Origin of the sequence: Pseudoalteromonas sp. LC2018020214, assembly GCF_016598755.1 — a bacterium.
GTDB classification, from domain to species: Bacteria; Pseudomonadota; Gammaproteobacteria; order Enterobacterales; family Alteromonadaceae; genus Pseudoalteromonas; species Pseudoalteromonas distincta.
The window spans coordinates 1747470-1772486 of the sequence record NZ_CP066804.1 but is presented as its reverse complement, the minus strand read 5'-3'; the positions used below and the strand labels follow the sequence as shown (position 1 = coordinate 1772486).

Here is a 25017-nt window from a genome sequence, read left to right as displayed (position 1 = left end):
AACAAGTGCTATTAAATTTCAATCTATTGCCAATTCTATTTATGGCAGTTTTAACGCATAAAACTGCCCGCAAAGTGCCTTTTTAGGTCCTTTGTTTAAATAGTTAGACTAGTTGGATAATGATTTAAAATTTAACAGATATTTCAGAAGTGAAGCCGTCAAATCCTTTACCGATTTGGCCGCCCGAATTAACCCCTTCTTCTTGGTTAACATACTCAACTTTTAAAAGCGTTTTATCGTTAAACCAGTAACCTGCGGCTACTTGAATACGCTCTACTGTGTTGTCTGTTTGTTCAATTAAGTCGGAAGTGTTTTCGGCTTCTGCATAACGAGCCGCTACATATAGCTTTTTAGGAATAATATATTGTTGTGCTTCAAACACGAAGTACTCAACCGATGAGTCGCCTTCTATTACACTGTTTGAATCAAAAGTAGTGCCATTTTCATCTGCTATACCGTTTGTACCAAAGTAGGTAATACCGGCAACTGCATTACCAGCGGCATCTGCAAACGTGTAGTCATCAGATGATTTACCAACCATAAAAATTAAGCTAGTTTCGTCAGATGGTTGATAAGCTAAGTTAAGCTGGATGATTGATTGCTCAAGCCCTGGCATTGCGCCAACGTGGGTGTCACGCTCATTCGAAGGTGACGCTGAGAAATTATAGTTTTCACCATCGCCAAAGCGATAGTTTGTTGTGGTTACACCATCAAGACTTGCTACGCCATTTTCAAAACGTAACTGGTCGCCTTGATTGGCTTTTAATAAGTTTAAACCTGCTTTAAAGCCACCTTCAAATTCTAGAGTACCTTGAAGTCGGTAGTTGTAACCTCTGTCTTCTTGAAAGGCTTCACCGAAACTTGAAGTCGTAATGTGACCTGTAACATTATAAGCACGTACTACACCACTATCGAAAGTTTCGCTGTAACTTAGCTGTGCACCGTTTTCTGCGGTTGCGTAATCGGTAATACCATTACCAATAAGTGCATTACTTTGGTTATCAGCGCCGTCTTGAAAACCTTTAAATTGAAAAGGCGACCCACCAATGTTACCTAAACGCAGTGTTAAATTTGCGTTTTCTTTTGGTGTGCCATAAAGGCCTAGTAAGTCAAATTCAACACCTGCAAAATCGTTGTGAAATGAAAAGTCACGATCTTCGCCACCAAAGTCATTAGGCTCTTCTGCAATATCTATATCGGCAGTAATGAACTCGTTAATATGAAATTTAAGCATTAGATTTGCTCTAATACGGCCAAAACCTGATTCTTGTTCTTCATCTTCTGGACGAAATGCGCCGTCTTTAGCCTGAATTGACTGAAAGTTTTGCATTAGTAAAAAGTCTACGTCAACGCGATCTAAATATTCAGAAATATCAGCCTGTGCTGGAGCCGATGTAGCCATAGCTGCCGCTATGAGAGAAATTGCAAATTTAGTCTTTTTATTATTCAACATAATAAGCTCTTTATTTAGTGTGGTGTGTGATGCCAACTTTATTAAATTGCATTTTCATTTAATGAAATTGGTATTAATTCAGTGTGTATAGATGAGGCTGGCTGAGCAAAACATTAAATGGTTAATGAAATTGCACTTGTGAGCATAAGCCCATCTGGTGAGCATAATCACAGAATGGATTTAGAAGGTCAACGATTTTTTATTACAAAACGTTTACAAAAAATCGAATTTATATGTAAATATTTTTGAATCAATAAGTTAAGTAGCAAATTTGTTACATCAAATTTTGATGGAATGTTGTATTGGATTAAGGGATTTCTTATGAATACGTCATTATTGTTCAATACAATTAATAAAAATATAAGTTAGTAGAAGACATAAAAGCAGGTAATCCTTTAAAAATAGGCTGTTTGGCAACCTATAAACAGTTTATTTATTAGTGTTTTTTAAGTAACGTTCTTGAGCTTATGATGGGGTTAGCTTAGTATTAAAGCACTTAGATGTATTCAAAATAGAAGTAACCTACATATGGAATTTGTTCGCCCGCTAGAGCCCATCCTCATTATTGATGACGTTAAGGAAATTCGTGATTATCTAAACCAAATTTTAACGGACTTAGGGTTTGAAGATATATTAGAAAGTGCTGATTTTAGCTCTGCCAAACCTATTATGGACAATAAACCGCCAGGCGTTATATTTGTAGATGTAGATTTACCGGACTCTAACGGTGCGGAGATATTGGAATACATTAATAGTGCTTACCCGCACACTCATGTTGTTATGTGTTCGGGCCACAATAGTCTCGAAAACGTACAAAACACGTGGGAAATGGGCGCTAAAGGTTTTATTGCAAAACCTTTCAATACAAAAAAAGTAGACACTGTAATGAAGCGTCTTGAAATAATAGAATGATAGAAAGGTTAGCATGCATAGTACTGTTACTGCGATTATAGAAGATCTTTCGAGTGTTATATTTGGTAAACAACAACAAATAAAACTGGCACTTACATGCTTATTTAGCGAAGGGCATTTACTCATTGAAGATTTGCCTGGCATGGGAAAAACCACTCTTTCTCATGCATTGTCAGCTGTGTTAGGTTTATCGTATCAGCGTATACAATTTACCAGTGATCTTCTGCCTGCCGATATTTTGGGTACTAATGTATTTAATTCTACCGAGCACAGTTTTACGTTTCATAAAGGCCCTATTTTTAGCCAAGTTGTTTTAGCTGATGAAATAAACCGCGCAGGGCCCAAAACACAAAGTGCGTTGCTTGAAGCAATGGAAGAGCAACAAGTAACAGTTGATGGAAAAAAATATACGCTGCCAAATCCATTTTTTGTGATTGCAACACAAAACCCGCTTTACCAATCAGGTACCTATCCGTTACCTGAGTCGCAATTAGACCGTTTTTTAATGCGTATTAGCTTAGGTTTTCCACCTAAAGAAGCCGAAAAACGCTTAATTTTGAATATGCAAAAACGAGATTACAGCCAATTACCTAAGCGTATTAACCAACAAGAGTTAGCGGCAATTCAAACCCAGATAAGCCAAATTACTTTAAGTAGCCCGGTTATTGACTACATTATAGAGCTTGTTAATTACACACGCACAAGCAACGCTTTTGCATCATCGTTATCACCTCGTGCTAGTATGGCTCTGGCTAAAGCGGCTAGGTCGTGGGCCTTTATTGATGGTCGTGATTTTGTAATGCCAGAAGATGTTCAAGCTGTATTTGCAAGTGTGTGTCAGCATCGATTAGGTTTGCATAACGAGTCAGGTGAAGCGCAAGTAAATGATATTTTAAAAAACGTTTTAGTTCCGGTATAAATTTTTATGCCAAAAAAAACAGCTAAGCGCCCTTCTTTATTTAAGTCATTTAAGCAAAGTGTATTTAATAAGTTATTAAAAAATAAACATTTAAAAAACTCAATTACACTTGAACACAGAACAATTTATGTATTGCCATCATCCCTCGGTTGGTACTTTGTAATTGTTGCTATTTTAAACTTTGTAATGGGCATTAATTATCAAAATAATTTAATTTTAATAATGTCTTATCTTATGTTTGTGGTAATGATTATTGCTGTATTAATGGGCTACAGTAACGCTAAAGGCTTAACAGTTAAATTTAAAGATGCATTTAACAGCTACGCTCCTCAAAAACCGAGTATTATATTTGAATTACAAAGCCCTTCTGTTACCCAATCTATTAATTTAACATATCAAGATAGTGAGCAAACTCACAAACATACCGGCCAAGTTGATAGTAAACCTCAGTTACTTACACTCAACTTACCCTACAGCTCACGCGGTAAGTACTCAGTGCAACGTATTAAAATAGCGAGTAACTATCCCTTTGGTTTGATGACTGTTTGGAGCTACATTCAATTACAAGAAGATATATTTGTATACCCGTCGCTTGAACAAGTACACAGTGATGCGCATGTTTCTATGCTTGATGAGCAAGCCGATAAAGGTATTTCTACACAATCTGGTAGCGAAGAGTTTGAGTCTCTTATCCCACATTTACCTGAAATGGGGTTGCAAAGAGTGTCGTGGAAGCATTACGCAAAAACTCAGCAGTTGTTAGTAAAAGAGTTTGTAGACTTTAAAATAGCAAATGCGCTCTTCGATTTTACGTTAATGAATGGAGATACAGAACAACGCTTAAGCCAATTATGCTTTTTAGTGTGTGAAGCAACCGAGAAAAACACCCCTTTTATGTTAAAGCTACCGAATAAAACAATAAATACAAATACCGGACAGCAACATAAGCAGCAATGCCTAAAATTACTATGCTCATTTAATGGTGATGTGTAATGGACATACTTAAAAATGAAAAAGTAATAAATTATTCGCTGTCTTTTATATATGCATGTTTGATTGTATTTTTTGTATCACATTTACCGCTTGTTTTTGTTGGTGTACTTACACTTATTTGTGCATGGAGCTTTTACATAACGCTAAGTAATAAACCAAAGCCAAATGCTTGGCTGGCAAATATACTCGCAGGTGTGTCATTAGGTTTAATGCTCTACACAGTAGGCATGTCGGATACGGTTATTTTATTTGTGGCTATGCTGCTACTTGCTAGTTTATTTAAGCTGCTGCAGGCTAAAACCAAAAAACACTATCATGTAATTACAACGCTTACGTTTTTTTCACTCTCATCGGTGTATTTATTTAACCAAAGCATTTTAACGACTTTAACTGTAAGTTGTTTATACATATTAAACTTTGCAGTACTTGGCCTACTCGAGTCCAAACATAATTTAAAAATCGCCTCTAAGCAAAGTGGTAAATTGCTACTTTTAGCGCTTCCTTTAGCTATATTTTTACTGCTTTTTTTACCAAAAATGCCCGCCTTTTGGCAGCTTCCTGGGCCTAAGCTTGCTAAAACAGGGCTTTCTGAACAAGTCGATCCATTCGATATTGCAAAGCTTTCAAACTCAGATGAACTTGTGTTTAGAGCTAAATTTAACGAAGAAAAACCTGTAGCGCCTTATTATTGGCGAGCAATAGTCCATGATGAGTTTAATGGTAATGCGTGGCTTACGTCTGACTTTTTAAAATATAATAATGTAAAAACAAATACGCAGAGCGAAAATGATGAGCAACTTATTGCAAGCTACTCAGTTATTGCAGAGCCTGCTACACAAAAATGGCTCTATGGTTTAGCGTATTCCAGTAGTAACTCACCAAATGTTGAAGGTAATTCGCTAGGTTTATTGCGTAAAAAAAGTCGCCAAGCTAAAAACTTACAATACGATGTAAATAGCTTTAACTTCACAGCTTTACCGCTTGGCGAATTTGAAGAAAAACGCTACAAATACCTCTCCAATAAAAAGAATGTAAAAACATCATCACTTGCTAAAAACTTAAAGCAAAATACACATTCTGACCGCGATTTTTACAATAGCTTATTACAGTACTTTGCAGGTACGGGATTTACTTACACATTAACACCCACTCCTATGAGCGGCGATAACACCATAGATCAATTTTTATTTGATAATCAACGTGGCTTTTGTGGCCACTATGCCAGTGCCGCCGCGTACATTTTTAGAACCGCAGGTATACCCGCTCGACTAGTAAGTGGCTATTTAGGCGGTGAATTAAACCAAGATAATAATACGCTCACTGTTCGCCAGTACGACGCACATGCTTGGGTAGAAGTATATTTACAAAACGAAGGTTGGGTTATTTTTGATGCAACCGCTGTTGTCGCACCAGAGCGTTTAAATGGCTCACTTTCGCAAAACGAAGAGCTGAATGACGAATTTAAAAGTAATCTTGATTTTGGTTTAGTGAGTTTAAGTAATTTCCCGGCTATTAATTGGTTAAGGTTGGAACTTGAAAACCTCGATTATCAATGGTCTAGCTGGGTACTTGGTTTTGACGAAGAAAAACAAAATGATTTTTTAAAATCAATTTTTGGTAGTAAAAATATTTGGCTTGTACCATTAATGGTTTTACTAACAGCTGGTTTTTGTTTTATAGGTTATTTTATTTATTTAAACTTACCAAAACGCCCAGCTAAATTAGCGCCTATGGTTAAAGAGTTTTATGAAGTAAAAGCATGGGCTAAAAAACAAAAAATAAATATACCCGATAATTTAACACCGAGTCAGCAGTTAGACTTTTTTGCTGATCAACTTCCTCGTTCTGCACAATCTATAAACACTTTTAGGCAGTTATTTAACCAAGTACGCTATGGTAAAAAACCTTTTACGAAAGAGCGTAAAACTCAGGCTAAAGATCTGATAAAATTAATTAAAATTTCCAAATAGAGAATACTATGAATGCTGTTGTTATAGGCGTTATTTTAATGCTCGGGCTATCTCTGGCTCGCGTTAACGTCATTGTTGCCATGATCATAAGCGCGTTAGTTGCAGGTCTTACTGCAGGCTTGGGCATAAAAGAAAGTGTTGATGCGTTTAATTCTGGCCTTTCAGCTGGAGCTGAAATTGCACTAAGTTATGCTATGCTCGGCGCGTTTGCCGTTGCTATTTCTAAGTCGGGTTTAACACGCATTCTCGCTGATAAGCTACTTGCTAAAGTAAATGCAAAAGGCAGCGGTAATGAAACATTTTTAAGTTACTTCATTTTATTAATTATTTTGGGTTGTGCAATTTCTTCGCAAAACTTAGTCCCTGTACACATAGCGTTTATTCCTATTTTAATCCCGCCGTTACTCGTTGTTTTTAATCAGCTAAGATTAGACAGGCGTGCTATAGCGTGTATTTTAACATTTGGATTAGCAACGTCTTACATGGTGCTTCCTTATGGTTTTGGGGGGATTTACTTATATTCTATTTTGCACAAAAACCTAGTTGATAACGGCCTAGACATTGTAAATACCCAAGTCCCTGTGGCGATGATAATTCCTGCATTAGGTATGTTTATTGGATTACTTATTGCGGTATTTATTACTTACAAAAAACGTCGCGAATACACCGAGCTCCCATTAACAACTCAAAGTAAATCGGCTGAAGTCGAAAACCCTAAAAAAGTAATGATTGTCGGGCTTTTTGCAGTACTTGCCTCACTTGTTGCACAAAACCTAAGTGGCTCAATGATTTTAGGTGGCTTAGTAGGTGTAATGATATTTAGTGTTTTTGGTGTAGTTAAGTGGGAAGAAAACGGCGACGTATTTAGTAAAGGCGTTGCGATGATGGCCATGATTGGCTTTATTATGATATCGGCACAAGGTTTTGCATCGGTTATGCAAGCCACTGGCGATGTAGCAAGCTTAGTTCACAGCGCAGCCGCCCTTTTTGATGGTAATAAACCTTTGGCCGCCGGTGTTATTTTGTTAGTCGGGTTATTAATTACAATGGGAATTGGCAGTTCGTTTTCAACAGTGCCTATTATTGCAACTTTGTTTGTTCCTTTATGTTTAGACCTTGGGTTTTCTGTTATGGCTACCGCTGCGCTTGTTGGTACTGCGGGCGCTCTAGGTGATGCAGGCTCCCCTGCTTCAGACTCAACGCTTGGCCCAACATCGGGTTTAAATGCCGATGGCCAGCACGACCACATTAGAGACTCTGTTATTCCAACGTTTATTCACTTTAACATTCCGCTGCTGATATTTGGCTGGATTGCAGCAATGGTACTTTAAAAAGTATTTATGTAAGTTTAATAAATGTAATTAAAATCTAAATATAACCAAAAAGGTATGTTAAAAGCATACCTTTTTAGTATCCAAATCCAACAACTCTCCCCCCTATCAATCCCCCCCAGTTTGACTACTTTCTTTTAGTTAATACTAACTCTGTTGTTGAGGTTATACTTTATGAATATTTAGTATGATGTGTTCTTTTAATGGGGTTATATAAGCACCAATTAAGGTGCTTATATAAATTTACTTTAGCGCATATTCAAAACTTTAAGTTAATCAAAACCATAAATCATTTTATCGCATACTACCGGAGTTGGTCTGTGGTTATCATCAACTGCTACAAACGTAAAGCTGCCACTAATGGCTGAATGCTTATCGTCTTTGTGCATAGTTTCTAATAGTATATCTACATCAACTTTTAAGCTGGTGTTACCTACATGCACTACTTTAGCTATTAACTCTGCAAAAGTACCTGCTGGTATGGCTTCTTTAAAGTCGACTCTATCAGAAGATATAGTTACCAAAGGCTTACGGCAAAAACGAGTCGCTGCTATAAATGCCACTTCATCCATCCACGCCAGTGCATCACCACCAAATAAAGTATTGTGATGATTAGTACGCCCTGGAAACACGGTTTTAGTTACCGATGTGGTTGAGTCTTCAATACGCTGAGCAATTATTGCATCGCGATTTACGTCAGTCATAATCTCTACTTTTTGTTTGCTAATGTATCTTGCATTAGTAATGCAGGATCAAGGCGTTCGCCTTTCCAGTTAAAACGCCAATCTAGGTGAGGACCTGTTACACGCCCTGTTGCACCAATTTCAGCCACTTTGTTACCTTGCTCAATTTTATCACCCACTTTTACATCAAGCTTACTTAAGTGAATGTAAGTTGAGGTAATACCATGGCCATGATCAATAATTAATGTACCACCTGAGTAGTATAAATCAGGTTCAGCAAATACCACGGTACCACTTATAGGCGCGTAAACAGGAGAGCCTGTTTTATTGGCAATGTCTAAGCCAAAGTGCGGACGACGAGGCTCACCATTAAAATAGCGCTGACTACCGTAAACACCCGATATGCGCCCTTCTGCAGGCTTTAAAACAGGGTCTAAAAAGTACAGTAAATCAGAGTCTACTTCTCTGGCTTTTCGCACAGCAACTGCTTCGCGGCTTATACGCGCACTAACTTCTTTTGGCGGAGATACATATTTTTTAGCTACGCCGGTAATTTTATCAATTTTATATTCGCGCTTAGTGATAGCTAGCGGCTGAGAATGCGATTTACCATTGTTATCTACCCATTTTAAAGTATGAGTAGTTTCAGCGTCACGACCAAAACCAAATACAAAATCACCCTTTGGTGAAAGTTTTAAGCTTTTGCCATCTAAGCTTACTGATTTAGCGTTTTCTAGCTTTCCAGTAACTAAACCGCCTTGTGTTAAATGTCCTTTTAACTCAAGCGCCATAGCACTAAAGCTAGCAGAGGCAACAAGCGCTGTTGCTAAAAGTGTTTTAAACATAACTAATCGATCCTTTTCCAACACCTTCATAAGCGGTTACTTTCACTGCTTTTTCTGGATATTGGGCTTTAATTTGGGCAGCTACATGTTCTGCAATACATTCTACAGTGGTATCTACTGGCAAAATGTCGCAACGAGACTCGCTAATAGCCATTTCAAAATAGCCTTGTGCCGATGTATAAGCAAAACATACATCACCCGCTTTTGCTGTTATGTGTTTTAAATCAGCTGCGTTAATTTGATCTTCACTGGTGGCTAAGTAAATATCTTCCCACTTTTGAGACCATTCTTTTTGCAAGCGCGGCATAGAGATACCATCTAGGCTAATACCAATTTGAGAACGATGCCCATGAATAATACGCTGGCAATTACCGTCATGCTTTTTAAGGCCATGGCTGTAATGATAGTAAAAACTTTGGCTGTGTTCAGGCTTAAGAGACAGCTCAATTTTTTCAATGTTATCTGGTAGCTTCGGTAAAATAGTCGCAATTAAAAATTCGGTAACCGATTCAACCGTTACTTCGTCTGCGTTAATCATGCAATAAGCTTGATGAGGAGCGCTCATAGCTAAGTGATTATTTTCACCAAATGTACAGTCGAGTGTTTTATGCTCGTCAAATTCAGATACAGTGCCATTAAGCCCTGTAGGAATTGCTAAACGGTGATCAATACACTCATCTATAATGCCTTTAATTTGCTTTTTAACTAAACCAAAGTCTAAAACCATAGACTCTTCGTTAAGTTTACCGTGCAAAGTTAAATCAACAATCCAGCTCTCGCCAACGGCGCCGCGTTTGTTACATAAGTAAGAAAAATCAATCACAGTTAGTGAGTTAACAAAAAGGATCATAAACTTCCTTTAGACTGGTTATAAGACAGCGTTAATTATAATGATTTCTGATTGTAATTGCGCGGTTTTATAGTGCAAAAACCAATCGCGTTGATTGATTGATGATTTAATATGCAATATTTTGATTTTTTAACTGCTCCGAGTTGTTTAGCGTACAAGTGTACGCTAAAGTACTTGGCAATTTCTAAGCGAAGATAAGTGTTATGGAACCTAAAAATAGCTATACAAAAGAAGAGTTGATCCTGTGTGGTCAAGGTGAAATGTTTGGTGAAGGTAACTGCCGTTTACCAAGTGACAACATGTTAATGATGGATCGCATTACCTCTATTACTGCTGATGGCGGTATTCATGGGAAAGGCGAAATTGTTGCTGAGCTTGATATTGACCCTAGCCTTTGGTTTTTCGATTGTCATTTTAAAGGCGACCCAGTAATGCCAGGTTGTTTAGGCTTAGATGCTATGTGGCAACTAGTTGGTTTTTACTTAGGTTGGTCTGGTGGCCCTGGTCTTGGCCGTGCGCTAGGTGTGGGTGAAGTTAAATTTACTGGCCAAATTTTACCAACTAATAAAAAAGTAACTTACCGCCTTGTAATGAAACGCGTAATTAAACGTAAATTGTTCATGGGCGTTGCAGATGGCACTGTAGAAGTAGATGGCCGAGTAATTTATGAAGCAAAAGATTTAAAAGTGGGCTTGTTCCAAGACACTAGCGCGTTTTAATTTTTAAATGCGTACAAAAAGGCCTCCAACGTGGAGGCCTTTTTGCTTAAATTCGATTATTGATTTTAGGTTTTGTACATGTTGCGGTTTTCAATCGCTTCACGCCAACCTCCTAACCACTCTGATTTGGGATCTACTTGTTGATAAGGGCATAGCTCTTTTGAGCGACCTGCTAAACCTGCTTTAAAACCTTGAGAATGAGCTCTTTCTAAACGATCTCTTTTCTGTCTCTTCATCGGTAATATCCTCACCTTTTTATTTGTATATTGTGTAGCATTAGTGAAATCTACATTTAATGAATAGTTAATAAAAATGTAAAATTCAAATCGTAAAAGCAATTAAATTGTTTGACTTTAACTAAGCTGCTGATGCAAAAATGAATTAACATTTAAAAAAGTAAGTGGTCATACAACATTTAATTTGACCGGTTTTATGCTAAATAAAATGCGACTCAATAATCGCTAAAAAGCACTTATGTGCTTTATTTGTGACCGACTAATATTGACTAAGTTCCAAACAAAAATGTAATCGTGACACTTTTATTTCAGTTATTTTTATTCACCCGATTTGCATTCTTTTTGAACAATTAAATATTATACTTGATTATTTAAAGTCGATCGGTCTAATATACGTACATGAACAAAAATACATCAACACCAATACGCCGTGGTCGCCCACCTAAAATAGCCAGAGAGAACGCCGATACCAAAGCGTTACTTATTCGCACGGGCCTAGAAACCCTAACTGAATTTGGCTTTAGCGCCACGGGGCTCGATACTATTTTAAAAAAAGCGGCTGTACCCAAAGGCTCTTTTTATCATTACTTTAAAAGTAAAGAAGCCTACGGCATTGCCCTTGTTGATGCATACGACAGTTACTTTATTGCAAAGCTTACCCATTACCTACAGCAAGAAGATGTACCACCACTTGAGCGAATCGTTAATTTTACCCAAAGCGCAATTAAAGGAATGAAAAAATACGATTACAAACGTGGCTGTTTAGTAGGTAACTTAAATCAAGAGCTTAACCATTTAAGTGATGGGTTTAAAACCAGATTAATGCAAAGCTACACCGCTTGGCAAAACCAGGTAGAGGTTTGCTTAAACCAAGCTAAGAAACAAGGCACTATTGCAAGCCATGTAAATACAAAATTGATGAGTGAGTACTTTTGGATTGGCTGGGAAGGTGCGGTTATGCGCGCCAAGCTCACAAAATCAAATACTCCACTTACTTTATATACAGAAATGTTTTTACGCGCATTACTAACCTAATGCGTTTTTATTTACCAATTAAAAGACGATCGGTCTAAAAGGATATCCCATGAGTAACCCAATTAAAGCCATTGTTATTAATAAAGAAGATAATACCTACAGCGCCTCATTATCGACTATCGAAAATAGTGATTTACCAAACGAAAACGTCTCAATCGACGTGCTATACAGCACACTTAACTATAAAGATGGTTTAGCAATTACTGGTAAAGGCCCCGTTGTACGCAGTTTTCCTATGGTGCCAGGTATCGATTTAGTGGGTACGGTTACAAATTCCACCAGCGATGAATTTAAAAATGGCGATAACGTAATATTAAACGGCTTTGGTGTAGGCGAAAAACATTGGGGCGGGCTTGCTCAAAAAGCGGCACTTAATAGCGATTGGCTAATCCCCTTGCCTGCAGGTATTTCTCCAAAACAAGCGATGCAAATAGGTACCGCTGGTTATACCGCTATACTAAGTGTTATAGCTCTTGAAAAACAAGGTATAACCCCTGAATCTGGCGAAATACTGGTAACAGGTGCCAATGGTGGCGTAGGCAGCTTTGCTATTTATTTATTAAACCAGCTTGGCTACAACGTAACAGCAGCTACGGGTCGATTAGATCAAAGTAAATATTTAAAAGAGTTAGGTGCTAAACAGGTAATTGACAGAAACGAGCTTTCAAATCCGGGTAAGCCTTTACAAAAAGAGCGTTTTGCAGCGGCAATAGATTCAGTAGGTAGCCATACACTTGCCAATATTTGTGCATCACTAAAGTATGGGGGTGTAGTAACCGCCTGCGGACTTGCCCAAGGCATGGATTTACCTGCCTCAGTTGCCCCATTTATATTACGTGGTGTATCACTAATAGGCATTGATAGCGTAATGCGCCCTAAAGCCGACAGAATTGAAGCGTGGGATCGTTTAGCAAAATTAGTTAGCGCTGATTACCTAGATAAAATTTCGACTGAAATTTCACTAGAACACGTAATTGATAACGCAGAGCGACTAATGCAAGGCAAAATTCGCGGTCGTGTTGTAGTTAATTGTCAAAGTTAAGCTATTTACTCTGTTAAAGCCTCGTTATTAAATTTATAATGCAATTTGTATTTTAATAACGAGGCAACACCTATGAGCAACCAAGAACTTTTCAGTAATAATCCACTGCAAGGCGTTAAATTAGAACAAGTGGTTGAAGAGCTGGTTGAACAATACGGGTGGGAGCTCCTACACGCTTATTTACAACTTAACTGCTTTAAAAACAATCCTGATATAAAGTCAGCGGTTAAATTTTTACGTAAAACACAATGGGCACAAGAAAAAGTAGATAACTTTTACCTTTATCGCCTAAAAAACTTACCTAGACCTGATGATGTGCAATACGAATTACCGCCACGTGATCGCGTGATCCCAGCTGATCATAAACCTGGTGAGCCATGTGAGTTAAGTTTTAGTGATGCAAAACGTATTATGGAAAAAAAAGCATCAAAGCAACGTGCTCGCGATCGTAAACAACGCTCTAATTCTAGTAACCCTTGGGGTAACTAAACACGCTAATTTAATTTTGTAGAGCTATTTTAAATGGCTCTACAACTCTCTTTTATTAATTTTTATTACATCCACACCATATAGCTAACAAATAGAAATCAATACCCTCGGTTTTTCCAAAAATCTGTTTCAGTACGCTCTACCTCTAATGCCACCTTAAAAGTTTTATCAGCAATAATTTTCCCATTTAGCTCAATCGTCATACGCCAATCACCCAATTTATTCTCTATTGGCAACCAAAGCGTGTCGCCTAAATAAAAGTTCCAATCACTGTTTTTAACGTATACATCACCTTCAAAGGGGGCCATTACATCACCGTCACTGTCTGGAATATCTGGATGGTATATACAATAGTGAAGCTTTTCGCCTTTACCCTTTTTAATATTTACGATTAAGCCAAACTCAACATCTACCTCAGCTATTACATTTGTTGTAAATTGCTCTATTTGTGGCAATGCTTTACTTTCGCTGTCCCACTTAGAGTAAATACCGTGACTTTGTAACGTCACTACAGGTTTTGTTTTAGCCATTAAGGTAACCTTTTATATTAGCTATTTTTGCATTAGTTTAACTTTTTGAAATTTTAAAATAAAACACAATCCAATAAAGTTAAATCTCAACTTAGCTTTAATACTTCGCCTATTTACATCATTGCTAATTTGTCATCATTGTTTACACACTATTTGCACAATTGCTGATTATTGTTTAAGTAACTTAATTGATCAGGTAAGCAGCAATGAAACTACACGCACTTAATATTAAAAACTCAAATAGGGTAAATGCTATAAAGCTAAGCACCTTGGCTCTAGTTGTTTCATCGTTAGTTGCTTGCGGAGGTGGAGAAGGCATAGTTGATACCTCAACAACTACAGATTCATCTCAAAGTATCACAGATAACGGTACAGGTACGAGTAGCTCAACCCAAGGCGTGCTTTGTGAATATAGCTACAGTGAATATAACGAGTCAGAATCAGTACAAGCCACCAGCGCTGCAGATTGGTCATGCACAGGAACTACACGCGACTTAGTCGCTAATGGCATACCTGATCACGAAGTAGGTACATTCCCTAATGCCGATAACCCAAATACTATTTCTGAACAATCAGTAAATGAAAGCTACACACTTGAGCCTGTAGAGACAACACAAGCAACCATGCTTGGTGGCCCTCGCGGAATGATAGGCGTTGTACTTAACGGCATTAAAATAGACGCCGGCACAGGCGGAAGTTGCGATGATTCAGGCACCGATTGCGATTTAGGCGACAACAGCGGTAATTGGAATATAGAAGCCTTAAGCCAAGACACGTTTAGTTTTGGAACAGACGACAACAATGCACACGTACAACCCGATGGCACATATCATTATCATGGTATGCCTGAAGGCTTTGTAGCAATGCGAGGTGGTAATAGCTCCACTATGACTCTAATAGGCTGGGCAGCAGACGGCTTTCCTATTTATGCACGTTACGGCTATTCAGACTCAAATGATGCAACTTCAGCGCTAACCGTAATGACCGGTAGCTACCAACACATAACATCTTTAAGCGCAAACCGCCCTTCTACCGATATATACCCATTAGGTACATTTGCACAAGATTGGGAATACGTAGCAGGCTCTGGTGATTTAGATGAATGTAATGGCCGCGTTGGCGTAACACCTGAGTTTCCTCAAGGGATATACCACTACTACGCAACAGACACTTATCCGTTTTTTCAACGCTGCGTTAAAGGCGAAGTTTAATTAGGAGTAAGTTATGCCTTATATGAAAAATTATCTGTTAAGTGTGTCAACATTGGGCTTATTGAGCACATCAACATTAGCAAATGCGCATTTAATGGTTGCAGATCACGGTACGCTGAATTTTGTTGATAATAACGTGTTTATTGTGCTTTCAATCCCTATGTCGGCTTTTAAAGGGATTGATGAAAACAAGGATGGCAAAGTGTCAATAATTGAGTTTAACGCTCATAAAAAACTAATAACTAAGCGAGTTAAAAAGAACGTTTATTTAGCGGATCATCAGTATAAATTTACTATTGACGGACTTTTGCTAAACCCAGAAGCGTCGCATAAACATAAAAGCGACAATATAGACCAAGTAACCATTACTGGGCGCTACTCTTTGCCAAGTAAACTAACCAAAGTTAACTTTAACGTTAACCTATTTAGTAACAATGAGCACAAGCAGCATTATCAAATTACAGCGACTAATAAAACGCAAAAGCTAACTCATCAATTTGAGCTATCACCAACGTCGCCCTTTAGTAAGGTGTTTAATAATTAGTAATACTTACCTAAATAATTAAGTGGCAAAGAGTACAAGTTAAACCAATTTGTGCTCTTTTTTATCTTTGTCTTCTTATTTAATACTCTTTAGTGAAGGGTTCTTTCTATAAAGATACAAGCTTGGGATTTTTAGGAAAATAATTCTCTTGTTGCTGCTCACATAAACTAAACTCACGGGTGTTTTTATATGGCAACTTCATAAAGCCCGCAACACCCACGTCCGTAATATTTACCGCGTATTGCATAAGTTTATTTAGTAAACGTTTAAACTCAATCTCTTTGCTCGAATCGAGTAAGCGGTAGTAATGGTGAATCTTCATTCTGTCGGGCAGTGCTTCAAAAATAATACACCCAGTATGATGAATTTGGTTAAGCTCAAATACGCACTTAATAACTTTTTTAGGTAGCTGTAGTTGCTCATCAGGGTCTTTACCGTCTTCAAAGTATGAATGCGGGCGGGTTATGTCGTTTGCTTTCATGCTTACAACTTCGTATTCAAGCTCTGGTAGGCTATCAAACTTAAATGCACCGGTGCCATCTCGCTCTAGTTGAATGGTTTTACGGGCATCAAACAAACAACACTTAAATAACCCTTTTTGATTAATCGCTTGCGCAAGCATCACTGTGTTATTAATCGCATCACTAAAGGCATCACCCAATGATTCGTCATGCATAATTAAAGACGATTCAACAAACATTGACTCATCCTTCCAATGAAAACTAAGCCCACCTACTACAGGGTACTTAGCTAATCGGCTTATTGATGCTAAAAATGCTTTTTCGGTATCGCCTGTATCAAACAAAAACTCTTTATAATAGCGGTCAAGTTGCGCGTCGTTTATATCTAGTAATTGCTGGTTATGATCGGCTTGGCGTAAAAACTGTTTTCGTGAACTATATACCACCGTGTCGGGCTGCTCGTCGTTGCCATACCAAAAAGGGATATCTGCTTTTCTTTGTTTTTTATCAAGCTCAGGTAAATACATTTTGGCCATAGTTGTAATGTTACGCATAAAGTAATCACCAGCACCATCACGTATGGCCTTACTTTTTGACAGCATGCCATCAATCACCTTAGCCAGCTCTTTTGGGAGCCCTAAGCTGCTTGCAGGGATGGCTTGTGCACCAAAGCGACACGACTGCGCCGATGCTAGCGCATACAGCGTGGCGGCTACACCTTGTTCGTCGAATCGTGGGGATGATTGCTCTCCCGACATTTGCGCTTCACCAATAAAGTACACATCGCCCATACGGGCATTCGTTGTGCTTAAATCGCCCGACATTAAATCCATAAAGTTACTCGCAACAGGGTTACCATCACTATCGAGCTGTGCATACACAGAGCTGCCCCAATCCACTAACGAAAGCGCATTAGTGTTTGCATCCCAAACAAGGTTTGAAGGTTTTATATCGCCATGCACTATAGGTTGTGGGCTAACGCCATTTTTGTGACTACGTAAATCAATTAATACATTACGTAACTTAACAGCTAGCGCCATTATTTGCGCGGCACTAAAGCGCCCTGTTTTAAGCGATACTTTTTCAAGGTCCTCTCCAATGGCGCGAGCCATCATTAAAATCCCTTGTTTTTTAATTCGCTCAAATGCATAAAAGGTAGGCACTAAGGGGTTATTAATTTGCGAAAGCATATACGCTTCGTCTTCTAGGCGATCGCGTACACTTTGGGCAAGTGTAATACGCGAAAACTTAAATACCCAAGGTAAGCCGTTATCGTCATCACCTGCAAACACAAAACCAAAAGCACCCGAGCCAATCATTTCAACGTTTTTGTAGCCCAGCAGTGTTAGCTGCTTAATACAAATATTAAGCCACTGTCGGTGTTTTTTAGCATCGCGGTGCGAAAGCAAATAAACAGATTGCTCTTCGTTGATATAAAAATTGCGGATTTCTTTGGCTTTCAATACAGGTACTCAAATTTATAAAACTAACCAATTATTAGTTTTATGTAATGAGATTACAATAGGTTAAATAAGAGTTTTGAAATCGTGGAATAAAACAGCGCTAAAGTAGCGCCAGAACAGTAAATTTAAGTGTAAACGTTAAAGCTCAAAGTAAGCTTTTACAATGCACTGTATATAAATACAGTGCATTGCTTTTTGCTAACTTTCTATAACACGAAGCTGCTTAATTGATGACACAGCTATGTGCGTTTGATAATAATATTTATTAGTGGCTCTACCACGGCTCATAAAATCGATAGTTACTCGTTTAGCTTCGCCTGTTACTTCTATTGTTTTATCAATAAAAAAGGTGTCTGCTGGTTGTCCGTATTTACTTTGAAGCTCTGCTACCACATTAGGCTGTATTGATATCGTAATAGAACGCCTGTCGCGATAATCAGTTTCGGTATTTAAATACAACCAACTCCCCTGAGCCCCCGCCGCTTTAATATGAAACTGGTAAGTGCCAGCAACACCCTTTGGTGCACTTTGCTCAGTTAAAGCGATAAGGTTCATATTTGCTGCCGTACTTTGGCTCATTTCAATTTTATGGGGAACAGAACTACATGCACTAAGCGTTAGCACACTTAGTAAGGCTAGATATTTCAAGACACAATTTCCTTGTTTCTTACACCAATTCGCATAATTCAGTGATCTATTTTGAGACAAGAAAATCGTGTTGAGAACACAGCAAAAATTTCGTTATTGAGTTGTTCTATATCAGAAACTTTTAATGCAGTTAGCGATTTAATCCCTTAAATTGATTAACTATTATTGCGAATTGGTATTATGCATTATTAAAAATATGTAGCGTTAATGATACCACTATATGCAGCCATGTTTCTATAATCAATCCAAACAATTAGTTAGCGGGTATTAAGGCGCATTGCGCTGAGAAGGATCTGTTTTAAAGCTTTTTAGCAAACTTTGCGGGTCAACCACCTCGGTATGCTCTTTAGCAGCCTGCGCCCACCATATTAGTTGGCCAAACGTGCGTGAGAAGTAATTAAACCACGATGATTGAATCTCTCCGGCAACAGGTTTGCCATCCTCACTAAACACATCTTGCGCTTTTGGCACGTGGATCATAGCCGATACCGGCAAACAGCCAAGTTCAGATAAAAATGTGCGCATACTAATGGCCGCTCTTACGCCACCCCACTGTCCTGCAGAGTAAGTTACTATTGCACTTGGTTTATACGAAAATAGTGAGCTACCAAAATGATTAAGTAAGTCAGCGAGGGCTGGACTCATGCTGTGATTGTACTCAGGGCTAATCATTATATAACCATCTGCGGCTTTAATTTTATCAGCTAAAAGAGTGAGCTCTGTAGGTGCATTATTTTTAGCGTATGCAAAGTGTGGTTTAAATACGTTTTCGCTAGGAAAATCCAACGTATCAATTAGCTCAAACTCATGATCGCCAAAATGCTCTGTTAAGCATTCTATACAAGTCCTAGAAACCCTTAAGCCTAAGCGAGCTGGTTTTGGTGGAGTGCTATCGCGTACTGTGCCTAAAAATACTAAAAACTTCATATGTAATTATCAACTGTGTTTAAACGATAGCTAAACACTAACATTTTTTAGTTATTGTGTATTACACATACGCATTGTTTATTGATTCAAAGCATAATAATTAAATTTAAAACTGAAATTTAGCAACAACCGCGCCGTTAAACATATTTTATCGTGTGTTAAATTCACTCGCTTGCATACTTTTTACACATTTGACCAGTAATATGCCACAGTATAAGTACGCCAAAACCTATACCGAAAAGGATACAAGTAATGGGCTTAAAAAATTTTAGCGCATGTGCAATCATTGTTACCGCAACAGCTTTAACTCTAAGTGGTTGCAACGACTCATCTACTAACAAAAATACCGAGCAAGTCAGTAGATCACTTAGTGAGGCGCAAAAAGCAAATCAATCAATAAAGCTATCTATGTTCAAACAAGAGGCTTTTATTACAGAGCCTAAAATTGTTGATTGTGAAACCCAGCAAGGTACTAAAACAACCTGTTATGAGTTTACTACATCAGGTGCACCAGCAGGCAGAGAACCTGGCCCATTTTGCCCTCGCAGCACAACAGACGGAGCTGATGTATCAGGTACTTGGTTTGATAAACAAGGTAAAGGAGAGCTAGTTGACTTAACTGGCGACTTTATTCTTAAGTTAGATGAATACTACGGCGATGAAAAATGGGTATTGTATGACGCAAAAACAAATAAAGTTCGTTATACAGCAACAAAAGAATCTTGCTCAGGTGCTGCACGCCCAGATGTAGAAGAACAATACAAACAAAATTGTATTGAATGCGAGCTATCCTATTTAGAAGATAATTTTTCGCTTACGTATTTAATTCCAACTACACCAATAGTGAGTAAAAAATCCAGCCGTTTACATACCGTGGGCTTAGCGCTTGATGGTACTGAACTTTCAGGCCCTGCACCTATAAATGCTATTTTGGGCAGTTATACAATTGCAGCATTTGACGACTGCGGTGGGCATATTAACCTGCACCAAGGTTATCACTATCATTCAACAACCGGATGTACCAATTCAGCTCCAAGTACTGACGGACACGCCCCTTTAATAGGTTATGCCGTTGACGGTTACGGTATTTACGCAATGAAAGATGCACAAGGCAATGAAGAGTCACTCGACGAATGCCGTGGTATAACAGATGAAACCAGAGGCTATCATTATCATGCTGCCAGCCCGAGCGAAAATTTGTTTATTGGCTGCCTTCATGGTGAGTCAGTAAGAGCAGCTGGTGGCCCGCCGCCAGGCAATAAACCACCACCAAAGCATTGAGAAAATTATGTCTATTAAATATAAGTCACTGTTTGTTTTACTTGCTCCTTTATTATTACTTTTAAGTGTTTATACGGCAGCACATTCTCAGCCACTTAATCAAATAGCAGTGAAAGCATGCTTTGAAAAGCAAAAGTCACAATCGTGTCAGTATCAGGGTGGGCATAACGACTTATATATAGGAAGCTGCCAATATATGGCTGATGACTTAATGTGTGTTCGTAATCAACCCATTCAAAAAGTTGATAACAAAGAAAGTAAAACGAATAACAGCAATGACAGCCACGAACATCAAAATAAGCATCTTAAGTAGTTTTAAGAGTTAAGAGTTGTGGGTTTTGTATCATACCAATTCGCTTAATTAAGTGATCTATTTTGAGGGTAGAAAAACGTGATGATAGCTAGGCAAAAAAACGCGATTTGGTTGTTCTCGGCAATTGCTCCTGCATTGCTCTACCTTCTTCATCTATGCAGTCGTAAATGAGAATTTTTTAACTCAGGTAGCGACACGTTTAGCCCCGCGAAATGTTTAAGTATTATTGCGAATTGGTATTAGGTGCAGTAAATTTACTGCACCTAATTAATTTAAACCGTTACGATTAGTATTGATAACTTAGCCCTACACCACCCCAAAATATATTTCGAAGTGTCTCGTCACCTGCAAAGCGTTTCTCATCTTTATTAACTGCAATGCTATAGCTTGAATATGTGTATAGGGCTAACTGATTAAAAAGCTGATACGACAAGTTTGCAGTAAACTTAACGTTGTTTACTCCGTTGTGCCCATCACTAACATACCCCGCATTAAACCCCACGCTTGATTGAATATCTACTGATAGTAAATCGTTAATATAAAAATCTTTTTTTACTGCCATCTCCAAAAATGTACCGCTGGCATCAAATGAATGATAAACACTACTTAATAATTGAATATCGTCCGCATAAAAATACGCAACGTCGAGGCTTAGCTCATTATCGTGAGCATCAATGCCTTCTTCGTGAGCTTTAATATAGTTATAGCCTACATACATCTCTATCTGCTCAGATAAGTGAGCGGTATAAATAACATTTAAATTAAGCTCTGAATAATCACTACTAATACCTTTGGCCGCCCAAGGGATCACCGCAAAGTTTTTATAGTTAACCTCAGTAGCAATTGATGCAATACCATTACCGGAAAGGTTATCTCGACCTTCGGTAACATATCGGCTCTCCCATAATGGGTGAATATGTAAATCAAACTCTTTATTTTTATAATTTACGTCAGTATGGGTATGCTTAATATTTCCGCCTACGCCCACTTCAAGCTCTTGATAGTGTTCTTGTGTTTTTGCTTGTGCGTAAGCTGTATTTACTCCCGCGAGAGTCGTAATAACAAATACATATTTTAAATAGTGAGTCATTTATTAAGTCCAAAACCATCATAAATGGTAAAAAGTGGCGCATAGTATTGTTATAAAACGTGTTAGCGCAATAAATAGATGCATATATATTGTTTTATTTATTAGATTTTGAAGTATTTACTAAGTATTACCCATAAACTACAAGTTGCAATTAGCTCGGGTTTTAACCAACAAGCCAAAGCCTTATACGCACCGAGCAATGCTCTAGCAGGTACTTAATTTAATAGCTAAAATGATAGTTATAGTACTCACGGTGAGGTGTTCCCTATTGCAAAAACAGGAAAAGTATAAGTAGGAAGTGTAAAAAAGTGCGATAAAGGGGAAAACTATAAGCAGCAATAACTCATTAAGCTGCTTATTATTTTTAAAATTATTAACCTAATTTGTTTTTCAGTTTAATGACTTAAATAAGCCATAACGGCAATGAGTGCAACATAAAAACCAAAACCGAGTAAGAAGGTTAAGTCGACTCTTCTAGCTTTACTCGCTTTATAAGATGCAAAGTCTTTAAACTCGCTTTTATACAGCCCAAACGTAACCACTTTTAATAGTAGCCAACCGGTCGAGTAAAATAAAAAGCTCAAGCCAGTATCAACTATTAGCCAAATAAAAATCTCAAATGCAATACTCATTAACTATGTCCATTAGTTTGGAATACAAAAACTATATCAGCTATGTGTTTAAAATACAGCCAGCTAAGTTAATTAAGGTGTAACAGTAAATTTCGTTAAACCTATTAGCTGACCTGATTCGGTGATTACTTTTACCTGCCACTTACCAACAGAGTCGCTAGGGAAATTTACCTTGTGGGTCCACGCTCTATAACCTAGCTCTCTCCCGCCATTTATATTTAACGTGATCCGATCAACTTCTTTTTTATTATGAAGCCACACATGAAATATTTTTTCATTTAAGCCTCTTGGTGCTTTAACAGCGGTCCAACTATATAAACCTTGATGATGCAGTGTATAAGAGTCTAACTGTTTAATACTCCCTACGGGCTTTTTATGTTGTAAATCAACTTCATGAGCTAACGTAATATCGGTTAGGCGCAGCGCTGCCGGAGGCACATAGCTTCTTAATTGCCACACAGCAGTGCTCAAAGCACATAAAATCAATACAAGAATAGGAAAACGCCACCAGCGCGCATTAGGCATTAAATTGTTTAAACTCGGAAGAGTAACCACTACAGCCGTTACAAGGGCTGCAGCTAAACTTTGGCTCGTTGTAAGGTTTAACAAAATAGGTAAGGTAACAAGTAAAACAACGAATAAAGCAAAGTTATGAAACACACTAAATAGCGTACGGTTTTTAGCAAGCTTCTTATAATAAAAAGGGTCGATTACCGATATAACCGCACATAACACAATGAGGGAGGTAAAAAATGCTTGAGGATGGTCCCACTGCGTAACCGCTAAAAAAAACGGCAAAGCAAAAAATAGACTTTCTTGTTGCACCATTTGTAGAGCAAAACGCATTACATTAGGAGATACAGCCACACCAAATTTTTCTTCTACTTTGTCTCGTAGCCAATTATCAATAATTAGCCACAACCAACTAATAAGTAAAAATATCGCAATAACTTGCGAAAAAGACTCTTTTCTATCTACAAGTGCAAAGCTGGCAACACCCGACAAAAACGCCAACACAGCCAATAATCCAGGCCGCTTTTGCATCGCGCTTATAAATTTAGCGATTATATTTTTACAGTAATCCATGTATAAGTGTTTCCGTACGGGTATGTACTTTATTATTTTTATTCAGAGTATGATTAGTTTAACCAAGTTTAAATGAACAACAGATAGACGGATGGATTTAAACGCGTTATTTACCAGTAAATCAAACTAACCGTTTTAATTAAATAAAAGCCCGGCATAGCGCGTCATTGGTACGTTTATTAATTTTTGTAACGCGTAAGCCTTAGCAAGTAATTCATCCTCACTAAGTGCAGGCATTTTATTGTTAAAAGCGAACACAATTTTATTACCGCCTTCAATAATAAAACTAAGAATCTTTCCTGCAAATTCTTTCTCAAGTAGTTGATCAAACGCTTCCCTCTGCCCAACTTTGGTATGGCAAATATTAAGTACTAAAACACCATCAAAAGTGAGCGCATTTTTACAATAGCGTAAGTAAGATGATTGCACCTGATCTGATTCCATCCCTTCTGAGCTGTATAAATCAGAAAAAATAACGTCCGTTTTTATCTGCGTGTTTTTCATGTAGCTTGCCGCATCATCAATGTGAATAAACAAACGTTCTGACACAGGAACTTCAAAATATTTTATAGCCATATCAGCAACGGCTTTACGGTATTCAACGGTATGTATAGTCAGTGCAGGAAACGCATGATAAAGACTTTTTGCTATAGAGCCCGCCCCAAGCCCCATTATCATCGCGGTTTTTAAATTGGGTATAAAAAAAAGCGCAGCCATCATAGCTTGCGTATAAGCTAAGCTTAACCCGTTAATATTATTTAATTTAATACAGCTTTGATAAATTTTTCCGTCAAAGCTGAGAATTAGATTCTTTTTTGTTTGATATACATAAACAGGGCCATGCTCATCAATAGTTGATGCAATACAAGTGCCTTTGATATCCACGAATACTCAATAGGTGAGGTGATGAAAAACGAGTATAACTTAGTTAACGTACTACCATTGCTACTAATATGGCTAATAACGCTTTTATTAATTTACAAGCATTTATACGTACTCAAAAAAGTCGGTTTATCATTTAGGTTAGATGAGCTGAAGTATCTGCCTTTATAGCTAATTAAAACTTATCCAGTGATGAATTTTAGTATAAACAACGACGAAACATACTAAAAATTTGGCTAATGTACTGTTATAGCTATAAAAAAAACCTTTGAATATTCCTCATGTTCAACATGAATAAAGTGCACACCAAAACAATAGAAGTCTAAACGGCTAAGCATCCATCCTTTATTTTTACCGATTTGTGCCTTTTTTCCGTCAATTGCTACGTAATCTAATTTAACAATAATGATTAATGAATATGACTCATGTTTTATGTGAAATTAAACCGTTTTTCTTCATATCCCAATCAACG

Annotated in this window: 26 protein-coding genes; 13 read left to right on the top strand and 13 right to left on the bottom strand. The window is 37.8% G+C overall.

Annotated elements, in window-relative coordinates; genetic code table 11:
* Positions 1–124 precede the first annotated feature (124 nt).
* Positions 125–1453: a hypothetical protein gene (locus tag JG479_RS07835; protein WP_002960881.1), complete on the bottom strand. Its 1329-nt coding sequence runs from the start codon at positions 1451–1453 to the stop codon at positions 125–127.
* Positions 1454–1981: 528 nt separating this feature from the next.
* Here JG479_RS07835 and JG479_RS07830 point away from each other — a divergent pair.
* The 5 genes from JG479_RS07830 to JG479_RS07810 are packed head-to-tail and all read left to right on the top strand — an operon-like array spanning position 1982 to position 7578.
* Positions 1982–2365: a response regulator gene (locus tag JG479_RS07830; protein ID WP_002960883.1), complete on the top strand. Its 384-nt coding sequence runs from the start codon at positions 1982–1984 to the stop codon at positions 2363–2365.
* Between the two features lie 13 nt (positions 2366–2378).
* Complete coding sequence (locus JG479_RS07825) at positions 2379–3284, top strand: AAA family ATPase (RefSeq protein WP_002960884.1); 906 nt, start codon at positions 2379–2381, stop codon at positions 3282–3284.
* Positions 3285–3290: 6 nt separating this feature from the next.
* A complete protein-coding gene (locus JG479_RS07820) occupies positions 3291–4277 on the top strand; it encodes a DUF58 domain-containing protein (RefSeq protein WP_200220281.1) in 987 nt (328 codons plus the stop codon).
* Positions 4277–6247: a transglutaminase family protein gene (locus tag JG479_RS07815; RefSeq protein WP_200220280.1), complete on the top strand. Its 1971-nt coding sequence runs from the start codon at positions 4277–4279 to the stop codon at positions 6245–6247. Before JG479_RS07820 ends, JG479_RS07815 begins: the two co-directional genes overlap by 1 nt.
* An 8-nt stretch (positions 6248–6255) precedes the next feature.
* Positions 6256–7578 (top strand): Na+/H+ antiporter family protein, encoded by a 1323-nt coding sequence (locus JG479_RS07810; RefSeq protein WP_182715472.1) that lies wholly within the window; start codon positions 6256–6258, stop codon positions 7576–7578.
* A 272-nt stretch (positions 7579–7850) separates the two neighbouring features.
* Here JG479_RS07810 and JG479_RS07805 read toward each other — a convergent pair whose 3' ends face one another.
* Genes JG479_RS07805 through JG479_RS07795 form a run of 3 tightly spaced genes read right to left on the bottom strand, consistent with a single transcriptional unit; the run spans position 7851 to position 9956 of the window.
* Positions 7851–8282 (bottom strand): acyl-CoA thioesterase, encoded by a 432-nt coding sequence (locus JG479_RS07805; RefSeq protein WP_002960891.1) that lies wholly within the window; start codon positions 8280–8282, stop codon positions 7851–7853.
* 5 nt (positions 8283–8287) lie between these two features.
* Positions 8288–9106 carry a M23 family metallopeptidase gene (locus JG479_RS07800; protein WP_200220279.1) on the bottom strand — a complete coding sequence of 273 codons (819 nt, stop codon included), beginning with the start codon at positions 9104–9106 and terminating at the stop codon, positions 8288–8290.
* Positions 9099–9956, bottom strand: coding sequence for a 6-carboxytetrahydropterin synthase (locus JG479_RS07795; RefSeq protein ID WP_039487832.1), 858 nt, complete (start codon positions 9954–9956; stop codon positions 9099–9101). Before JG479_RS07795 ends, JG479_RS07800 begins: the two co-directional genes overlap by 8 nt.
* Positions 9957–10159: 203 nt before the next feature.
* On the opposite strand from JG479_RS07795, the gene fabA reads away from it, so the two are divergent.
* A complete protein-coding gene (gene fabA / locus JG479_RS07790) occupies positions 10160–10675 on the top strand; it encodes a bifunctional 3-hydroxydecanoyl-ACP dehydratase/trans-2-decenoyl-ACP isomerase (protein ID WP_002960896.1) in 516 nt (171 codons plus the stop codon).
* A 65-nt stretch (positions 10676–10740) separates the two neighbouring features.
* Here fabA and rmf read toward each other — a convergent pair whose 3' ends face one another.
* Positions 10741–10911, bottom strand: a complete 171-nt coding sequence (gene rmf / locus JG479_RS07785; protein ID WP_002960897.1) for a ribosome modulation factor — start codon at positions 10909–10911, stop codon at positions 10741–10743.
* A 399-nt stretch (positions 10912–11310) separates the two neighbouring features.
* Between rmf and acuR the strand changes: the two genes are divergently transcribed.
* The 3 genes from acuR to JG479_RS07770 all read left to right on the top strand — a co-directional run bounded on the left by acuR (position 11311) and on the right by JG479_RS07770 (position 13477).
* A complete protein-coding gene (gene acuR / locus JG479_RS07780) occupies positions 11311–11946 on the top strand; it encodes an acrylate utilization transcriptional regulator AcuR (RefSeq protein ID WP_200220278.1) in 636 nt (211 codons plus the stop codon).
* Positions 11947–11995: 49 nt separating this feature from the next.
* On the top strand, positions 11996–12988 hold the full coding sequence (gene acuI, locus JG479_RS07775; RefSeq protein ID WP_200220277.1) for an acrylyl-CoA reductase (NADPH): 993 nt from the start codon (positions 11996–11998) through the stop codon (positions 12986–12988).
* Between the two features lie 72 nt (positions 12989–13060).
* Positions 13061–13477, top strand: coding sequence for a VF530 family DNA-binding protein (locus tag JG479_RS07770; protein WP_002960902.1), 417 nt, complete (start codon positions 13061–13063; stop codon positions 13475–13477).
* Between the two features lie 98 nt (positions 13478–13575).
* Here the strand turns inward: JG479_RS07770 and JG479_RS07765 are convergent, their stop codons facing one another.
* Positions 13576–14007 carry a DUF3859 domain-containing protein gene (locus JG479_RS07765; RefSeq protein WP_197121899.1) on the bottom strand — a complete coding sequence of 144 codons (432 nt, stop codon included), beginning with the start codon at positions 14005–14007 and terminating at the stop codon, positions 13576–13578.
* 206 nt (positions 14008–14213) lie between these two features.
* Here JG479_RS07765 and JG479_RS07760 point away from each other — a divergent pair, with 206 nt between their 5' ends.
* Positions 14214–15218: a YHYH protein gene (locus tag JG479_RS07760; RefSeq protein ID WP_200220276.1), complete on the top strand. Its 1005-nt coding sequence runs from the start codon at positions 14214–14216 to the stop codon at positions 15216–15218.
* A gap of 13 nt (positions 15219–15231) precedes the next feature.
* Positions 15232–15762 carry a hypothetical protein gene (locus tag JG479_RS07755; protein ID WP_200220275.1) on the top strand — a complete coding sequence of 177 codons (531 nt, stop codon included), beginning with the start codon at positions 15232–15234 and terminating at the stop codon, positions 15760–15762.
* A gap of 106 nt (positions 15763–15868) precedes the next feature.
* Here the strand turns inward: JG479_RS07755 and JG479_RS07750 are convergent, their stop codons facing one another.
* The 3 genes from JG479_RS07750 to JG479_RS07740 all read right to left on the bottom strand — a co-directional run bounded on the left by JG479_RS07750 (position 15869) and on the right by JG479_RS07740 (position 19261).
* Entirely contained in the window at positions 15869–17686 is a 1818-nt protein-coding gene (locus tag JG479_RS07750; RefSeq protein ID WP_200220274.1) for a protein kinase domain-containing protein, read from the bottom strand.
* A gap of 198 nt (positions 17687–17884) precedes the next feature.
* Positions 17885–18334, bottom strand: coding sequence for a hypothetical protein (locus tag JG479_RS07745; RefSeq protein WP_197237227.1), 450 nt, complete (start codon positions 18332–18334; stop codon positions 17885–17887).
* Positions 18335–18601: 267 nt separating this feature from the next.
* Positions 18602–19261, bottom strand: a complete 660-nt coding sequence (locus JG479_RS07740; RefSeq protein WP_200220273.1) for an NADPH-dependent FMN reductase — start codon at positions 19259–19261, stop codon at positions 18602–18604.
* A gap of 252 nt (positions 19262–19513) precedes the next feature.
* On the opposite strand from JG479_RS07740, the gene JG479_RS07735 reads away from it, so the two are divergent.
* Together JG479_RS07735 and JG479_RS07730 are read left to right on the top strand one after the other, a co-directional pair.
* Positions 19514–20542 carry a YHYH protein gene (locus JG479_RS07735; RefSeq protein ID WP_200220272.1) on the top strand — a complete coding sequence of 343 codons (1029 nt, stop codon included), beginning with the start codon at positions 19514–19516 and terminating at the stop codon, positions 20540–20542.
* A 7-nt stretch (positions 20543–20549) separates the two neighbouring features.
* Complete coding sequence (locus JG479_RS07730; RefSeq protein WP_200220271.1) at positions 20550–20855, top strand: hypothetical protein; 306 nt, start codon at positions 20550–20552, stop codon at positions 20853–20855.
* 286 nt (positions 20856–21141) lie between these two features.
* Here the strand turns inward: JG479_RS07730 and JG479_RS07725 are convergent, their stop codons facing one another.
* The 4 genes from JG479_RS07725 to JG479_RS07710 form a co-directional block, all read right to left on the bottom strand.
* Positions 21142–21945, bottom strand: a complete 804-nt coding sequence (locus tag JG479_RS07725; protein WP_200220270.1) for a hypothetical protein — start codon at positions 21943–21945, stop codon at positions 21142–21144.
* A 395-nt stretch (positions 21946–22340) separates the two neighbouring features.
* Positions 22341–22577: a hypothetical protein gene (locus JG479_RS07720; RefSeq protein WP_182675841.1), complete on the bottom strand. Its 237-nt coding sequence runs from the start codon at positions 22575–22577 to the stop codon at positions 22341–22343.
* A gap of 72 nt (positions 22578–22649) precedes the next feature.
* Positions 22650–23663, bottom strand: coding sequence for a DUF5924 family protein (locus JG479_RS07715; protein ID WP_200220269.1), 1014 nt, complete (start codon positions 23661–23663; stop codon positions 22650–22652).
* 135 nt (positions 23664–23798) lie between these two features.
* The gene (locus tag JG479_RS07710; protein WP_200220268.1) at positions 23799–24548 is read right to left on the bottom strand and encodes an ATP-binding protein; all 750 of its coding nucleotides are present in this window, start codon (positions 24546–24548) and stop codon (positions 23799–23801) included.
* Positions 24549–25017 lie beyond the last annotated feature (469 nt).

Bases quoted from the DNA above. Each gene is read 5' to 3' on its own strand.
- rmf (WP_002960897.1), bottom strand. From the start codon at position 10,911: ATGAAGAGACAGAAAAGAGATCGTTTAGAAAGAGCTCATTCTCAAGGT.
- JG479_RS07730 (WP_200220271.1), top strand. From the start codon at position 20,550: ATGTCTATTAAATATAAGTCACTGTTTGTTTTACTTGCTCCTTTATTA.
- JG479_RS07760 (WP_200220276.1), top strand. From the start codon at position 14,214: ATGAAACTACACGCACTTAATATTAAAAACTCAAATAGGGTAAATGCT.
- JG479_RS07825 (WP_002960884.1), top strand. From the start codon at position 2,379: ATGCATAGTACTGTTACTGCGATTATAGAAGATCTTTCGAGTGTTATA.
- fabA (WP_002960896.1), top strand. From the start codon at position 10,160: ATGGAACCTAAAAATAGCTATACAAAAGAAGAGTTGATCCTGTGTGGT.
- JG479_RS07810 (WP_182715472.1), top strand. From the start codon at position 6,256: ATGAATGCTGTTGTTATAGGCGTTATTTTAATGCTCGGGCTATCTCTG.
- JG479_RS07735 (WP_200220272.1), top strand. From the start codon at position 19,514: ATGGGCTTAAAAAATTTTAGCGCATGTGCAATCATTGTTACCGCAACA.
- JG479_RS07820 (WP_200220281.1), top strand. From the start codon at position 3,291: ATGCCAAAAAAAACAGCTAAGCGCCCTTCTTTATTTAAGTCATTTAAG.
- acuR (WP_200220278.1), top strand. From the start codon at position 11,311: ATGAACAAAAATACATCAACACCAATACGCCGTGGTCGCCCACCTAAA.
- JG479_RS07835 (WP_002960881.1), bottom strand. From the start codon at position 1,453: ATGTTGAATAATAAAAAGACTAAATTTGCAATTTCTCTCATAGCGGCA.
- JG479_RS07770 (WP_002960902.1), top strand. From the start codon at position 13,061: ATGAGCAACCAAGAACTTTTCAGTAATAATCCACTGCAAGGCGTTAAA.
- JG479_RS07720 (WP_182675841.1), bottom strand. From the start codon at position 22,577: ATGAGTATTGCATTTGAGATTTTTATTTGGCTAATAGTTGATACTGGC.
- JG479_RS07830 (WP_002960883.1), top strand. From the start codon at position 1,982: ATGGAATTTGTTCGCCCGCTAGAGCCCATCCTCATTATTGATGACGTT.
- JG479_RS07800 (WP_200220279.1), bottom strand. From the start codon at position 9,106: ATGTTTAAAACACTTTTAGCAACAGCGCTTGTTGCCTCTGCTAGCTTT.
- JG479_RS07805 (WP_002960891.1), bottom strand. From the start codon at position 8,282: ATGACTGACGTAAATCGCGATGCAATAATTGCTCAGCGTATTGAAGAC.
- JG479_RS07815 (WP_200220280.1), top strand. From the start codon at position 4,277: ATGGACATACTTAAAAATGAAAAAGTAATAAATTATTCGCTGTCTTTT.
- JG479_RS07755 (WP_200220275.1), top strand. From the start codon at position 15,232: ATGCCTTATATGAAAAATTATCTGTTAAGTGTGTCAACATTGGGCTTA.
- JG479_RS07715 (WP_200220269.1), bottom strand. From the start codon at position 23,663: ATGGATTACTGTAAAAATATAATCGCTAAATTTATAAGCGCGATGCAA.
- JG479_RS07765 (WP_197121899.1), bottom strand. From the start codon at position 14,007: ATGGCTAAAACAAAACCTGTAGTGACGTTACAAAGTCACGGTATTTAC.
- JG479_RS07795 (WP_039487832.1), bottom strand. From the start codon at position 9,956: ATGATCCTTTTTGTTAACTCACTAACTGTGATTGATTTTTCTTACTTA.
- JG479_RS07725 (WP_200220270.1), bottom strand. From the start codon at position 21,945: ATGACTCACTATTTAAAATATGTATTTGTTATTACGACTCTCGCGGGA.
- acuI (WP_200220277.1), top strand. From the start codon at position 11,996: ATGAGTAACCCAATTAAAGCCATTGTTATTAATAAAGAAGATAATACC.
- JG479_RS07740 (WP_200220273.1), bottom strand. From the start codon at position 19,261: ATGAAGTTTTTAGTATTTTTAGGCACAGTACGCGATAGCACTCCACCA.